At 35.6% G+C, this 14,258-nt stretch carries 15 protein-coding genes; 2 read left to right on the top strand and 13 right to left on the bottom strand.

Going from position 1 to position 14,258, the window contains the following annotated elements:
• Positions 1–32: 32 nt before the first annotated feature.
• Both MJY40_RS11755 and MJY40_RS11760 read right to left on the bottom strand, forming a co-directional pair.
• Positions 33–1,481, bottom strand: a complete 1,449-nt coding sequence (locus MJY40_RS11755) for a glycoside hydrolase family 1 protein (protein WP_334305915.1) — start codon at positions 1,479–1,481, stop codon at positions 33–35.
• Positions 1,482–1,489: 8 nt separating this feature from the next.
• Complete coding sequence (locus tag MJY40_RS11760; RefSeq protein ID WP_317854428.1) at positions 1,490–3,352, bottom strand: beta-glucoside-specific PTS transporter subunit IIABC; 1,863 nt, start codon at positions 3,350–3,352, stop codon at positions 1,490–1,492.
• Between the two features lie 134 nt (positions 3,353–3,486).
• On the opposite strand from MJY40_RS11760, the gene MJY40_RS11765 reads away from it, so the two are divergent.
• Positions 3,487–4,401, top strand: a complete 915-nt coding sequence (locus tag MJY40_RS11765; RefSeq protein WP_317854429.1) for a LysR family transcriptional regulator — start codon at positions 3,487–3,489, stop codon at positions 4,399–4,401.
• A 169-nt stretch (positions 4,402–4,570) separates the two neighbouring features.
• Here the strand turns inward: MJY40_RS11765 and MJY40_RS11770 are convergent, their stop codons facing one another.
• The 5 genes from MJY40_RS11770 to MJY40_RS11790 all read right to left on the bottom strand — a co-directional run bounded on the left by MJY40_RS11770 (position 4,571) and on the right by MJY40_RS11790 (position 8,290).
• Positions 4,571–4,972 (bottom strand): TnpV protein, encoded by a 402-nt coding sequence (locus tag MJY40_RS11770; protein WP_317854430.1) that lies wholly within the window; start codon positions 4,970–4,972, stop codon positions 4,571–4,573.
• A 78-nt stretch (positions 4,973–5,050) separates the two neighbouring features.
• A complete protein-coding gene (locus tag MJY40_RS11775; RefSeq protein WP_331488177.1) occupies positions 5,051–5,299 on the bottom strand; it encodes a 23S rRNA methyltransferase in 249 nt (82 codons plus the stop codon).
• Between the two features lie 231 nt (positions 5,300–5,530).
• Complete coding sequence (locus MJY40_RS11780) at positions 5,531–6,871, bottom strand: recombinase family protein (RefSeq protein WP_317854431.1); 1,341 nt, start codon at positions 6,869–6,871, stop codon at positions 5,531–5,533.
• A 637-nt stretch (positions 6,872–7,508) separates the two neighbouring features.
• A complete protein-coding gene (locus tag MJY40_RS11785) occupies positions 7,509–7,880 on the bottom strand; it encodes a winged helix-turn-helix transcriptional regulator (RefSeq protein ID WP_317854432.1) in 372 nt (123 codons plus the stop codon).
• 104 nt (positions 7,881–7,984) lie between these two features.
• Positions 7,985–8,290 (bottom strand): winged helix-turn-helix domain-containing protein, encoded by a 306-nt coding sequence (locus MJY40_RS11790; RefSeq protein ID WP_317854433.1) that lies wholly within the window; start codon positions 8,288–8,290, stop codon positions 7,985–7,987.
• Positions 8,291–8,428: 138 nt separating this feature from the next.
• Between MJY40_RS11790 and MJY40_RS11795 the strand changes: the two genes are divergently transcribed.
• A protein-coding gene (locus tag MJY40_RS11795; RefSeq protein WP_317853734.1) for an IS3 family transposase occupies positions 8,429–9,540 on the top strand; the annotation gives its coding sequence in 2 pieces (ribosomal slippage) (positions 8,429–8,681 and positions 8,681–9,540; 1,113 coding nt in all).
• On the opposite strand, the gene MJY40_RS11800 is transcribed toward MJY40_RS11795, so the two are convergent.
• The 6 genes from MJY40_RS11800 to MJY40_RS11825 all read right to left on the bottom strand — a co-directional run bounded on the left by MJY40_RS11800 (position 9,535) and on the right by MJY40_RS11825 (position 14,258).
• Positions 9,535–10,164, bottom strand: coding sequence for a ParB N-terminal domain-containing protein (locus MJY40_RS11800; RefSeq protein WP_317854434.1), 630 nt, complete (start codon positions 10,162–10,164; stop codon positions 9,535–9,537). The two genes, MJY40_RS11795 and MJY40_RS11800, sit on opposite strands and share 6 nt — an antisense overlap.
• A complete protein-coding gene (locus MJY40_RS11805) occupies positions 10,154–10,942 on the bottom strand; it encodes a ParA family protein (protein WP_317854435.1) in 789 nt (262 codons plus the stop codon). Before MJY40_RS11805 ends, MJY40_RS11800 begins: the two co-directional genes overlap by 11 nt.
• Before the next feature lie 103 nt (positions 10,943–11,045).
• Positions 11,046–11,291 carry a hypothetical protein gene (locus MJY40_RS11810; protein WP_317854436.1) on the bottom strand — a complete coding sequence of 82 codons (246 nt, stop codon included), beginning with the start codon at positions 11,289–11,291 and terminating at the stop codon, positions 11,046–11,048.
• Entirely contained in the window at positions 11,278–12,207 is a 930-nt protein-coding gene (locus MJY40_RS11815) for a recombinase family protein (RefSeq protein ID WP_317854437.1), read from the bottom strand. Before MJY40_RS11815 ends, MJY40_RS11810 begins: the two co-directional genes overlap by 14 nt.
• A 30-nt stretch (positions 12,208–12,237) precedes the next feature.
• The gene (locus tag MJY40_RS11820) at positions 12,238–13,815 is read right to left on the bottom strand and encodes a recombinase family protein (RefSeq protein WP_317854438.1); all 1,578 of its coding nucleotides are present in this window, start codon (positions 13,813–13,815) and stop codon (positions 12,238–12,240) included.
• A gap of 224 nt (positions 13,816–14,039) precedes the next feature.
• Positions 14,040–14,258, bottom strand: coding sequence for an SHOCT domain-containing protein (locus MJY40_RS11825; RefSeq protein ID WP_317854439.1), 219 nt, complete (start codon positions 14,256–14,258; stop codon positions 14,040–14,042).

Genomic DNA, 14,258 nt, shown 5'->3' on the forward strand with positions numbered 1-14,258 from the left:
TTCATATTTCTCCTTCAAAGATTGCGTCATGGTTATTGCATATCTTCTCCATTTGATTTGATTACCCTTTGATACCAATAGAATGAGTCCTTTTTCACTCTGCCTAAAGTACCTGTACCATCATCGTATTTATCTACAAAAATAAATCCGTATCTTTTTGCCATTTCTCCTGTAGATGCACTAACCAAATCAATACACCCCCAAGGAGTATACCCCATAAGATTTACACCATCTTTCACTGCTTCTTTCATTTGCTCTATGTGACTGCGTAAATAATCTATACGATATGTGTCTTTTATTGTGCCATCTTCCTCAATCTTGTCATAAGCTCCAAGACCATTTTCTACTATCATCACTGGAATATTATATCTGCTATAAATTTCATTCAAAGTGTAGCGAAGTCCTTTTGGATCAATTTGCCATCCCCAATCACTCGCCTGTAAATACGGATTTTTCAACCCACCAGTTAAGTTGCCACCTTGTGTTTCGGCATCCTTTTCTACGGATACACAATTGCTCATATAATAACTGAATGTATAGAAATCCACACAACCAGCTTTCAATATTTCCAAATCGCCATCTTCCATATGAATATTGATGTCATTATCGTTGAAATATCGTTTGGCATAATAGGGATACGCCCCTCTGACTTGCACATCAGAACAAAACCAGTTTTTCATTTGCATTTCCTGTTGGCATAACAACATATCATTTGGACTGCAGGTTAATGGATAGGAGGTTAAAAAACAAATCATATTCCCCATTTTAAAATGTGGATATTTATTACGAGCGATTGTAACAGCTTTGGCACTTGCAACCAACTGATGATGCAGTGCTTGATATCTCACTTGCGGATTGTCTGGAAAATCCTGTATGGAACCTGTGTATCCTTTGACAGTCCCTAAAGACAGTACATTTCCAAAAGGCAAAGTCCCTGCATTAATTTCGTTAAAAGTAAGCCAATACTTTACTTTTGATTGGTATCTTTCAAAAAGTGTTTCACAATATTTTTCAAAGAAACCAATACACTCTCTGCTTTCCCAGCCATTGTATTTTTCTACCAAAGCATAGGGCATTTCATAATGGGATATTGTAACAAGTGGTTCAATATTATGTTTTCGACATTCATCAAACACTTTATCATAAAAGACCAAGCCCAATTCGTTGGGTTCTTCCTCCATGCCTGTTGGGAAAATACGTGTCCAAGCAATAGATAGGCGGTATGTATTGTATCCCATCTCTGCCATAAGTGAAATATCATCTTTATAATGCGTATAAAAATCCGATGCTTCGTGACTTGGATAAAACTCATTTGTATCCAGTTTTTCTGTAATACGTTTTGGCCTATCTATAGAACCAGAAGTGCACATATCTGGAACAGACACCCCTTTTTTATCAACATTCCAAGCTCCCTCAATTTGATTGGCAGCAGTTGCACCACCCCATAAAAAACCATCCTGAAATTTGTTTTGCATATCCATATCCTCCTTTAGTTTATTCTAATCAACTCATCTTCTAAAGTAATGTGTTTTGATTCTGTGAAAGTAATGTTGTCATACTCATCCGTGTTGGTTATTATGATTGGAGTGATTAAAGAAAATCCACTTTCCTCAATTTTTGCAATATCAAACTCCAACAACAATTCACCTTTTTTCACAGTGGCTCCTTGGGTAACCTTAGGAAAGAAACCTTCTCCATCTAACTTTACTGTATCCATTCCAACGTGTATCAACACCTCCACACCACTATTTGACAAAATTCCGATGGCATGTCCCGTTGGGAAAAAATTAATGATTTTACCATCAATCGGTGCATATACTTTTCCTTCTGTCGGAAAAATTGCAATACCCTTTCCTAACGCACCCGATGAAAAAACCTCATCCTCTACATCTTCTAAAGGGACTATATTGCCAACCAAAGGTGAATATATACAGCCAACTTCAGATTGACCACTTTCCCCATTGATGCTTTTCACTTGCTCTTCTTTTGCGTCATCATGATATGTAAGATACACGATAACTGCTCCTGCAATAAGAGCAACAACTGAAGCAATAATTGCTACAATCATCCCATTAAAATCACCAGTTATTAGATTAACATATGCTGGGTACATAAAAACGCCCATGCCACCTATCACGTATATACACGCTCCAAAAGCAGTAATAATCCCACCTGTAATAGCACTTATCACACAAGTTAAGACAAAAGGTTTCTTTTTTTGCAGGGTAATTCCATATATAGCAGGTTCTGTTACCCCAGCCACACCAGAAATAATCGATGGAATACATAAACGTTTGAGTTTTTGTTCTTTTGTTTTAAAGTAAATACCGATTACCGCACCAGTTTGCGCAAATGTTGTCCCAAGCATACTTGCCAGTATTACATCAAAACCAATTGTTTGTATGTTGATCATCCCAATGGGAACAAGTGCCCAATGCAAGCCAAAAATAACCAGTACTTGCCATAATCCCCCAACTACAACACCCGTTAATATAGGGCTGAAATTGTATATTGCCAACAATCCTGCTCCAACCATATCTGATGCCGTAGAAGTGACTGGTCCAATAATCCATAGAGTAAGACAAATTGTAACAAAACAGGTAATCAGCGGAACAGCAAACAACTTTATTGCATCAGGAACAAATTTTTTATACCGTTTTTCAAACCATGCAGCAAAAGCAACAGCACAGATAACAGGAACCACACTTCCCGAATAATCTCCTGCCGCAGGCATAGAAACTGGAATTCCAAATAAATTGCTGATATCCGCTGATGTGGAATTTAGTAAGCTCGGATACACCATTGTGCCACCAATTATCAGTCCTTGAAATTCTGAAATTCCGAATTTTTTCGCTGATGTATACCCTAAAATAATAGGGAAAAAGTAAAATACTGAATCTGAAAAAGCATATAAAATATTATATGTACCACCGCTTGCATCAAGCACTCCCAGTGCCCCAAATAGAGAAAGTAAACCTTTTAATATACCACAGGCACAAATCACTCCCATTACAGGCGTAAAAACTGAAGTAATTACCCCTACAAAGGAATCCAATGGGTTCTTTCTCTTTTCTTTCCTAGATTCGTTTTTTGTATCAAATGTAAATCCACCATTTTCTACAACAGCATCAAATACTTCTTTCACATGATTCCCTATTACAACCATATATTGTTCACTATTTTCAATAACTGTTACAATGCCATCTGTGTTTTTTAGCATATCGGTGTTTGCTCTTGATGCATCTTTTAAAACGAAACGCAGTCTGGTTATGCAATGTGTCAAAGATTGGACATTTTCTTTACCACCAATATTCGTAATAATTATTTTTGCTAATCCGTCATACTTGGTCATACATTATCTACTCCTTTGCTCATATCTTTTGGGTTGATTATCTCTTAAATTGATTATACAAAACTTTATATTGATTTTGAATTTCCAATACGTTACAATGGTATTAACCAATAGTTTATACGGAGGCGAAACCCATGCTATATAACCCACTGCTGAATACCTTTATCGCAGTTGCCGATAGTGGCAGCTTTAACAAAGCGGCAGAGAAACTCTATATTTCTCCCACCGCTGTTATGAAGCAAATCAATTCTTTAGAGGATGTTCTTGATTTGACACTAGTGGAACGGAAATCCCAAGGTGTTTTCTTAACTGAAATCGGAAAGAAAATTTATAGCGATGCAAAATTCATGATAGACTACTCTGAAAAATCAATTTCCGCAGCTTCCGTTATGAAAAGTGCTTTTGAAACCACATTTTGTGTGGGTACATCTATGTTAAATCCTGCAAAACCATTTATGGATTTGTGGTATAAGGTAAATAAGGATTTTTCTGACTACAAACTACATCTCATTCCCTTTGATGACAGCCATGATGGCATCGTGTCTGAAATCTCTAAATTGGGTGTAAAATTCGATTTTCTAATTGGGGTTTGCGATTCAAAGGTCTGGTCAAATGTTTGCAATTTTTTACCCCTGGGTAGATATAAAAAAATGGTTGCTGTGAGGCAATCCCACCCACTGGCAACCAAGAAAAGTTTGCAAATTTCCGATTTATACGGTTATACATTGATGATGGTGAAAGAGGGCGACTCTGGTGTCAACGATTTTCTTCGCAACGATTTGACAAGCAACCACAGCCAAATTGCCATCGAAGATACCCCTCCATTTTATGACGCATCTGTTTTCAATCGTTGTGCCGAAACAGACAACATTCTGCTCAACATTGAATGTTGGAAGGACATTCATCCAGCACTTGTGACCATACCCGTTCAATGGGATTATAGCATTCCCTATGGCATCATGTATGCCCTAAACCCAACCGATGATGTGAAGCACTTCATAGAACTTGTAATGAAAATCAGTAGTGTCGATGACAAACTTCATAAATAGCATCTTTTATTTTGTAATAATTCAAAGTATAGTTTATTTCTGACTCAAAAAAATTAGCACACTTTCAATAATATTTAGAAATATCTTTGTACCACAGATCATCTGCTTGTAGCATTTCCATAAAACAAAACAGCAGACCTACTTTTTTAGAGTAAATCTGCTGTTAATTTTATACGTATACTATATCAGAAAAGATAATCTCTTCAATTTGTGCAACAATGTTGTTTACACGTCCAACCCATTCAAGCTGATTAGTAGCTTTTTGATCCTCTGTCACACCTTGTCTTGCCTTATATTGTGGCAATAATCTATCAAGTAAGTTTTGTGTTTCCTCATTTACATCACGCAAATGGAAATGTAATTCACCATTTAGTAACAGGTGATTATATAACGGCTTGTGGTATTCTTTCAGATACGTTTCACGCATCATTCCGTACTTTCCAAGTGGTCTATTGTCTGTTTCATCTTCGTCATCATCAAACTGTCCAAAGTCAGGCACATAGTAATCACCAACATTGATATATTTACCACCCATTTTTTCAAATATGCTTTGTTCTTTTTCATTACTCATAATTTATACTCTCGCTTTCAATAAGATTATTTTGAAAAGAGTTCCAATTTCAAACGATATATAAGTATTCGAGTAGCGTTAGTCAATCATATTAAAATGTTCAAGAGCTTCTATTATTGCCTTTTCTTTATCAATAGGGCATTGTGGCACTTTCGCATCTTCTTTCTTAGACACATGATAATTCACACGTTCCTTAATTCCCATCTTATCTTTAATCTGTGCGATATATAGATTTGTTACTTTCAATCCACTATTTTCAAGTACATATCCCTTAATTTCTGCATAAGTCGCTTTACTCTCGGCAGAGGTTAAATCCAACTCATCCATATTAAGTTCTACTTCGATATGATGGTCGACATTTAGTTTGGACAAAAGACATACCGTCTCAACGTGCCATGAGGATTGGATTCTATTATCACTTGGTGGCACCTATCCCTTGGCGGAGCCTTATATTTTGTAAAAAAGTTTCATTTTCAGTCTTTCTAAAAAAAGCTTTCTGCAAATTTCTTTTGAAATTATACAGAATAAAACATTCAATGACATCGATGATTGAAAGCTTTATTCCATACAATTCACCCTAACAGTTAATCCTGATTTAAAGTGAATCTCCAATACATTCTTCTCTACTATATAGATTTTATTTACAATTCTTCTAAGAGATTTCATAGGGAATACTTCACTTTGATTATGTAAGCCATTCATCATATCCAACAGCTTTATTTCGTTGGCTGTCATATCTTTGATATTCAATTTTTTGAAGTTTTCTAAGTAATTCGATATATTCTTTTCTGCAATTCTTTCTGCAAGCCTATAAGATTTGGGACACTTACTAGCTTTTTTCATCCTTGTCGAACATTGCCATATAGGATTCATCTTGTTTGCTGTAGTTCTCGTATAACTTGCACCACAATGAGAACATTGAATCAAACTACTCAAAGAATACTTCCCACTGTAACCAAAACCTTTTTCTTTTTGTTTTCTTTTTTTCAACTCTGCCTGCACTTCATAAAACTGTTCTTTCGAAATGATAGGCTCGTGATTATTTTTGATATAATACTGCTTTACAATCCCATCATTTTTCACTCTCTTTTTCGTTAAGTGATCGATGGTGTATGTTTTTTGCAAAAGTGCATCTCCAATGTATTTTTCACAAGATAACATTTTATAAATCACTGAACCACGCCATTTGCTCTGTCCTGTTGCAGTCTTAATATTTTCAGATTCTAATACATCACAGATAAGTTTTAGCCCTAACCCATCTAAATATAAATCAAATATTTTCTGAACAATTTTAGCTTCTTCTGGGACGATAATTAGATTGCCTTCATCATCTTTGGTGTATCCCATGAATTTGTTGTGATTGACATGAACGATGCCTTGTTCATACTTTCTTACTATGCCAAAACGAGTATTTTCACTCACAGTACGACTTTCTTCTTGTGCTTGACTTGATAAAATAGTTATGAGAAGTTCTCCCGTACTGTCCATCGTATCAATGTGCTCGTTTTCAAAAATAATGCGAATCCCTTTGGCTTTCAGTTCTCGTATGATTTTCAAAAAGTCTACCGTGTTTCTTGCAAATCGACTAATAGATTTGGTTAACACCATGTCAATTTTGCCTTTGTTGCAATCCTCTATGAGCCTGTTGAACTCATCTCTTGACTTTAGTGCAGTTGCAGACTTACCAAAATCAGCATAAACTTCGACTAAATTCCAGTTTTGATTTGATAAGATTTTTGATGTGAAATAATCAATCTGTCTATCGTAACTTTGCTCCTGTTCCTCAAATCGAGTGCTGACTCTGCAGTAAGCTGCAACATTCAGTTTCTTTTGTTCCACCTTGATATTTCTATCATGTTTTTCTTTGGGTGGAATCACTACAATTTCTTTTTCTGCCATATAGCTACCTCCTTGTTCTCCCTCGGTTAGTTGAGGGGCGGAGTTATTATAGCATAGATTATACAATTGGCTAAATAAGGAATTTGTATTGAGCATTACAATTTATGTCTTGCATTCTTATATGACAAATCGAAGCTCTAACACTCCCTCCATTTGTTTACTTTTGTACAATTGCTATACTTGATTATTATTCAAAAGTAAACTAGTACGTTCTTAAAATACTCACGTAATGAAATATCAATTGCACCCTGCATTTCCGTTCTTGTTTTCGGCTTCGAACAAAATACAAACAGTTTAGAAACCTTTTTACCTTGTCCTGTTTCTTGACCTGTATCTTGACCTGTTTCTTGACCTACCAAATAGTTAATATCCTTTAAAACAACAGTAAGCCTTGAAGTATTTGAGTAAAAAACAGAATTTTTTCTTTATACGACCTCTGGTATCCACCTACTATTACTTCTATTCACCCCCTCCACCTTCTATTCGATAGAAATGCCTATATATACTAGAAAACTCTATACAACAAGGCTTTCTAGCTTTTGAAATCACCTTGGATACCATTTTTGTAACATCTGAAAATCACTTTTTTAATTTTTGGTAAAAACATTTTTCCTTTTCATCAAAATCTGTCAACATTTCAAGACACAGGATATCTTATTTTATATAGCATACTATTCGTACTACCTTCTTGAAATACATAACCAGTTTCCACTAACATTTTCATATATCTTCTTGATGTAGCTGGTGACTTTTTACACGCTAATTCCGCTTCCTTTGGAGTGATATTACCCTTTTCTTGAAGCACCTCTATAATTATTTCAACTTTCTCATAGTCTTTCGGTTTCAAAACTTCGCTCAGAACTTCGCTCAAACTTCGCTCATTTTTTTGATTGAAGTTGACTTTCGCTTCAAAATCATCTCTAATTTTAATTGTTGTTTCCAAATAATTCCTCTCTTCATCTGTTTCAAACTTTGGCATCAACGAACCATTCTTTTTTAATTCTGACAAAATAATTGGAATACCTATCGATTGTTTTTCAGATAAATCTAATTCCTTAAAATGCCACTAAGAATAAATATATCGCTTTATCGCAACCCACATCCCAAATAAACTCATTTTTCTACATTGTCCTCAACAACAATCCAACTACCTTTTTGGCTAGTTCCAACCCTCTTGATAACACCTTTTTTCTTCATCTCATTCATATGGAATTTAATATTTTCTCTTGTTTGTCCGATAATTTCAGCCAATTTAACTTGCGTTATTTGAGGATATTTTATAATTTCAGCTACAATTTTTTCTTCGATTTCTGTTAAAATTATAGCTTGGGTAGTAGCTTGGGTAGTAGCTTGGGTAGTAGCTTGGGTAGTAGCTTGGGTAGTAGTTGCAAACCTAACCATAATTTCATCTTTTTTCACTTCATACTCTGGTATCGGAACATTTGCTTCTTCACAACTTTCTTTTATTTTTTCTATTCCTGGAATGGCTATACTTAACTAGACAGAAAAGATAAGGTCATGTAAAATAAAACTAATATAAAATAAGGAGATGATTACATGACTAAAAAACGACAACGAAGAGAATTTACAGAAGAATTTAAACAGCAGATGGTTCAATTATATAACAACGGAAAATCGAAAGCAGATATCAATCGTGAATACGATTTAACACCATCGGCACTGAATCGCTGGATACAGCGTTACAATGCTACTGGTTCTACAAAAGAAGCTGATAATCGCACACCAGAAGAAGCTGAACTCATCAAACTTCGTAAAGAGCTACAACAGCTACGAATGGAAAATGACATACTAAAGCAAGCGGCGCTGATATTCGGACGAAAGTAATTGTAATTCGAGCAAATCGACACAAATACTCTATATCAGCCATGTGTAAATGCCTTGAAATCAGCAGGAGTACCTACTATTACGAGGCTTCGTCCAAGAAAGATGATACGGAATTAGAACAAGAAATTGAACGGATTTTTTATGAAAATAAAGAAGTCTACGGAAGTCGTAAAATGAAAAAAGAGCTGAAGAAGTTGGGCAAACAGGTTTCTAGACGCAGAATTTGCCGCATTATGAAACGTTTAGGGCTAATTTCGGTCTATACCGTTGCCAAGTTCAAACCACAAAAGCAACAATGCAATGAGTCGCCAGTAAAAAACGAACTAGCTCGTCAATTTGATAACCAGCCTCCCAATGCAGTAATTGTTGGGGATTTGACGTATGTTCGAGTGAACTATAAATGGAACTATGTTTGTATCTTAATTGATTTATTCAACCGAGAAATCGTTGGATTTAGTGCAGGACTTCACAAAAATGCTCAGTTGGTATATGATGCTTTTGCAACAATCAAAGGGAATTTATCTGAAATCGAGTTGTTCCATACGGATCGAGGCAGCGAGTTTAAAAACTATCTCATTGATGAAATGTTAGATGTGTTTCAGATCAAACGATCCCTCAGCATGAAGGGCTGCCCCTATGATAATGCAGTTGCAGAAGCCAATTTCAAGGTATTCAAAACAGAATTTGTTCGAGGACGAAATTTCGTCAGTTTGGAGCAATTGAAGTTAGAACTTGCAGACTATGTGCATTGGTTCAATAACATACGTTTGCATGGCTCTTTGGATTATAGAACACCAGCCGAATATCGGGTACTGACCTTATAAAAATTGTCCAAAAAAGTGTTGACATTCCACTTTGTCCTTGGAAAGTCCATAATCTTGACCGAGTTTATCTCTACTTTCCAACTTCTGCTGAACTTCAGCAGAAGTTGAATTTTCCTTGCTATCATCGGGGTTTAAGAGGATTTCTATTTCTTTCAAAAGGTCATTTCTTCTACCTTGTGACTTCATTGCACTGTAATGTTCCGATAGGCAATATGCACGTTCCGAATGTGATAAATCGGTAAAGGAACGCTGTCGTAAATTGGTTTCATTGACAATGAGCCTTGCTTCTTCCAATGTCAAATCTGTTTTAATTACAACAGGTGCTTTGTCAAGTCCTGCAAGTTCACCCGCATTTTTACGATTGTGACCACTGAGTATAATATACTCGCCATTTTCATTGTGCCACAAGATGATAGGTGTGATAATGCCAAATTCTTTGATACTATCTACCATATCTTGAAGTCGCTGACCTTCATACAATTTGTATTTATGGTTTGGAAATGATTGCATTTTGGAAAATGCCATTTCAGTAATGCCACTTGTAGTTACTGTTTCGGGTTCTTGCTTGTCGGGAAACATATCAATAAATGATTCCAACTGAATGGGTGGTTTTTTAAGAGCCAATATTTATCAACTCCTTTGCAAAATTTTCATAGGCAATGGCGGCAGGGTTATCGGGCAGATACTCACATATTGTCTGCTGATACATACAAGCCTCCGCAACCTTAATGGAACGAGGTATACGAGTTTTGAAAACTCTGATATTGTTGCCAAATTTGTCATTTAGCATTTCATTGACAAGTGCCGACAACATTGTGTTACGTGAATCCATCGTCACAAGTATGCCCTCAATGGTTAGCTTTGGGTTGCCGTTTTCTTTGATGATCTGATAGTGTTTTAACACCTCGGATAAACCTTGCATTGACAACAGTTCCGCTTGGGTTGGAATTATGATGCTGTCCGCACACATCATTACATTCATCATCGGTGTACCAATTTGGGGCATACAGTCGATGATAATGTAATCGTAGAGTTCTTTCAAAGGATTTACAATTTCGAGTAACTTTTTCTCTCGAAAGTTCACGTTGCAAAGATTTCTTTCAAGAGTAAACAGTTCACTATTTGCAGGGATAAGGTCAACACCATTTTCATTATGGTAAATGTACTCAGTAGGATCGGGCAGTTCTTTTTCAAGTATCACATGACCGAGCAGGTCGGCAATGGTAATTTCCACTTGGTTTGTATTTGCGATGCCACAAATAGTGCTTGCATTGCCTTGACCATCAAAGTCTATGACAAGAGTTTTTTTATTCTGTTTTGCAAGCAGATAGCCAAGTGTCGTTGCCGTGGTGCTTTTGCCTGTTCCTCCTTTTTCGTTGATTATCGCTATTACTTTTGCCATAAGTATAAATTCTCCTTTCGTTCTTTGGTTTTAGGGGTTGGGGTAAATGGGTTTTAGGGTATAAAAAAATAGGACTTAATCTGCAAACCCTTTGTTTAAAGGTTTATTGATTATGTCCTATTATATCAGCATCATCAGCGAATATTCCAGCCATCTTCCAATTTGGATTTTGATTGATTTTATTGGTGAAGTGTTCCACTTGGGTTTCATAGCTATTTTCTTGTTCTTCGAGTAGTGTACTGACACGACAATAAGCAGCAACTCTTAATTTCTTCTGTTCCATTCTGATGCCTTTATCGTATTTCATTTGTGGTGGTATGATTGCCACTGTTTTCTTAGCAACTGCCATTTTCATCTTCCTTTCCTAGTTTGTATTGTTCTGTTATTATCACTCCATTGATAAATTGAATTTGTACCATTCCATCTTCATAGATTGTGATTCGTTCTATGATTTGGCAGAAAATTTCCTCATCAAACTCCGTAAGTGGTGTAACATCTGCCAACACTTCTTGGATCAACTGTGTATGTACTTCATAGTCATCTACCTTGGATTCTTCATAGATCAACATAGCTCGTTTGAAAATAAGGTCTTTCAATTCTGACGAAGAGAATGCCTCATTTTCTTCTAGTGTTTCAATCTGTCTTTCCAGTTCCAATAGTTCTTCACTTTTTCTTGATTTATATCGTACAGGCTTTTGATCCAATAGTTTTGGTTTGGTAATCACCATATTGATTGCCTTTATAGATAGTTCCATCAATTCTTCCTTGGTGTAAAACAAGTTTCTACATAACACTCTGTTTTTGTAGATATACTTTTTGCATTTCCATCTTCGTTTTTCATAAGGTTTTCCACTATGTTCTACATACATTCGATATCCTTCACCACAAGTTCCACAATAAATCTTGTTTGTAAAAACATTTTTCTTTTGATAATCTGTACGAAAAATCCCTCTATTTAATTGTTTATTTCTTCTTGCTCTAATTGCAGCTGCCTGTTCAAAGATTTCTCGTTCTATTAACTTTGGGTGCAGTTCATCTCCCAAGTACTTGACATTTTCCAATATTCTTCCAACCGCTATACTCGCCCAGTTTGTCTTATCATTTGCATTCGGTACTTGATTTGCTGTCAACTCTTTTGACAAGGCAAGTATGCTTTTTCCGTCAACATACTCATTGAAAATTTTGATTACTGTTTGGGATTTCACCTCATCTATAACGAGTTTTCCATTCTCCATCTTGTAACCGATTGGTATATATGTTTTCATTTTTCCACCTCCATTTCATCATCTATTTTTTTAGTTCATTTCTTCTGTTAACTCCAAGCTATTGATGAGTTCGAATGTAATGTCTTTTCCAATATATACTTTTTCGACCACTGCCTTGAAAATTTCTTCTTGGTATTCCATTTGCACCTGTGGATTGTATCGTATGATTTGCAATATTCTGAGTGTTCCAGCAATTTCGCTTTCGTAAGCACTTTCGTCAGACATTCTATCCATCTCTTTTTTACATTCTGTTACTTGCACATTGATCGCAGTTTGTTCAGATATAAAAATAGCAGAGTCCATATATCCTTTCGATGCAACTCTACTTAGAATACGGCTCTGCTCATTCAATTCGATTATTTTATTTTTCAATTCTGCCATTCTTTCTTGTTCTTCTTCACTCATTCTAAGTTGTTTGAGAGAAGCAAGCAATGGTAATAAAATTTCTTCATAATTGCTTACCAATTTGTTCCACATAGTACAAAAAGCATTTTTGATCACATCATCTCTCACTGCTGTCAAATCACATATACCCTTATTGTATATATGTGTCTTGCAACACCATTGCACCTTTTCATATGGTTTTCCAATATAGATTTTTTGTCTACGGAATGTATTGCCACACTGCTTGCAAATAAGATTTCCACTGAATTCATATAGATTTTGATTTTTGCCACTATCGTCAATTTTAGCTTGTTTTCGTCTGTACTCAAAAATCTCTTGCACTGCTTGAAATTCTTCTTTTGATACGATGGGTTCGCGATTATCTTTGATGCTAAACATAGGAAGTTCACCATTGTTTTTCTTTTTGATAAATGGCACACCTTCGGTGGTGTATGTTTTTTGCAATACAAGTTCACCTTGGTAAATTGGATTTTGTAAAATCACTTTGATGGCATTGTCGCTCCATTTTTCTGAAGTTCTAATAGTTTCTATGCCATCAGCAATCAATCCTTTTGCTATGAGATGTGTTCCTTTTCCAGATAGATATTCGTCAAATATTCTGCGTACTATTTCAGATTTTTCTGCATCAATGATAATCTCTCCATCCTGATCTTTCACATAACCATAAGCGATACACGATACTCTGAACGTACCATCTCGAAATCTTTTTTGCACACTCCATTTTGAGTTTTCAGAAATATTTTCAGATTCACTTTGTGCAATGGAACTCAGAATACTGAGCATCAATTCACTTTGCGTAGATATGGTGTTGATTTTCTCTTTTTCAAAATATACATCAACACCCATTGATTTTAGATTTCTAACCGTATCTATCAAGTCTACGGTATTTCTTGCAAATCTTGTAATGGATTTGGTGATAATCAGATTGATTTTATCCCTTTCACAATCTTTTATCATTCGATTGAAGCCATCACGATTTTTCAGTTTTGTACCGCTACTTTCATCTGCATAGACTCCAACAAAATCCCATTGGTCATTTGCTTTGATATAGCTTTCATAATATTCGGCTTGTGCTATGTATGATGTGTGTTGTTTGGTGCTATCGGTGCTCACACGGCAATAAGCACAAACTTTTAGCTTTGGCTTTAATTCTTGTAAAACTTTCTTTTTTACTGGTGGAATGATTTTCACTGTTTTTTCCATATCTTCTCCTCCTTTCAACAAGCAACAATACTCTATAACGCTATGAATAGCTAGGGTAATACCACACAACTTTAATTGCAAAATTTGTGCGGATATTTTTTTGCCATAGTTGCCAAAAAACGGAGGTGATATCGGAAATATCATCGAGTATTTTTGACGAATATGGCGGAGAAATAAACCACAAAGGTTGTGATAAAAAGCTGTGGGGTGTTGCCCTGATGTTATTACACATATACTTCCTTTAGGTATGGAGAAAAACTTTCTCTATTAAGTGCATCAATTTGGGCATATTCCACATCGTCTATAATTCCTCTGCGAAGAAAAATTTTTAGCATTTTGAGAGACATTTTGTATTCCACTTCATTCTTATTTTCCTTGTTGGTAATGTCATGTTCTTTCTTGATTTTTTCAGCCATTGCCTCCATTTCAGCTATCATATACAT

The organism is Chakrabartyella piscis, from assembly GCA_030067835.1.
Lineage (GTDB): Bacteria > Bacillota > Clostridia > Lachnospirales > Anaerotignaceae > Chakrabartyella > Chakrabartyella piscis.

Excerpts from the sequence above, each read along its gene's own strand:
- MJY40_RS11825 (WP_317854439.1), bottom strand. The coding sequence starts at position 14,258 with ATGTATATGATAGCTGAAATGGAGGCAATGGCTGAAAAAATCAAGAAA.
- MJY40_RS11770 (WP_317854430.1), bottom strand. The coding sequence starts at position 4,972 with ATGAGTAATGAAAAAGAACAAAGCATATTTGAAAAAATGGGTGGTAAA.
- MJY40_RS11810 (WP_317854436.1), bottom strand. The coding sequence starts at position 11,291 with ATGGCAGTTGCTAAGAAAACAGTGGCAATCATACCACCACAAATGAAA.
- MJY40_RS11820 (WP_317854438.1), bottom strand. The coding sequence starts at position 13,815 with ATGGAAAAAACAGTGAAAATCATTCCACCAGTAAAAAAGAAAGTTTTA.
- MJY40_RS11755 (WP_334305915.1), bottom strand. The coding sequence starts at position 1,481 with ATGGATATGCAAAACAAATTTCAGGATGGTTTTTTATGGGGTGGTGCA.
- MJY40_RS11815 (WP_317854437.1), bottom strand. The coding sequence starts at position 12,207 with ATGAAAACATATATACCAATCGGTTACAAGATGGAGAATGGAAAACTC.
- MJY40_RS11760 (WP_317854428.1), bottom strand. The coding sequence starts at position 3,352 with ATGACCAAGTATGACGGATTAGCAAAAATAATTATTACGAATATTGGT.
- MJY40_RS11775 (WP_331488177.1), bottom strand. The coding sequence starts at position 5,299 with ATGGATGAGTTGGATTTAACCTCTGCCGAGAGTAAAGCGACTTATGCA.
- MJY40_RS11780 (WP_317854431.1), bottom strand. The coding sequence starts at position 6,871 with ATGGCAGAAAAAGAAATTGTAGTGATTCCACCCAAAGAAAAACATGAT.
- MJY40_RS11765 (WP_317854429.1), top strand. The coding sequence starts at position 3,487 with ATGCTATATAACCCACTGCTGAATACCTTTATCGCAGTTGCCGATAGT.
- MJY40_RS11805 (WP_317854435.1), bottom strand. The coding sequence starts at position 10,942 with ATGGCAAAAGTAATAGCGATAATCAACGAAAAAGGAGGAACAGGCAAA.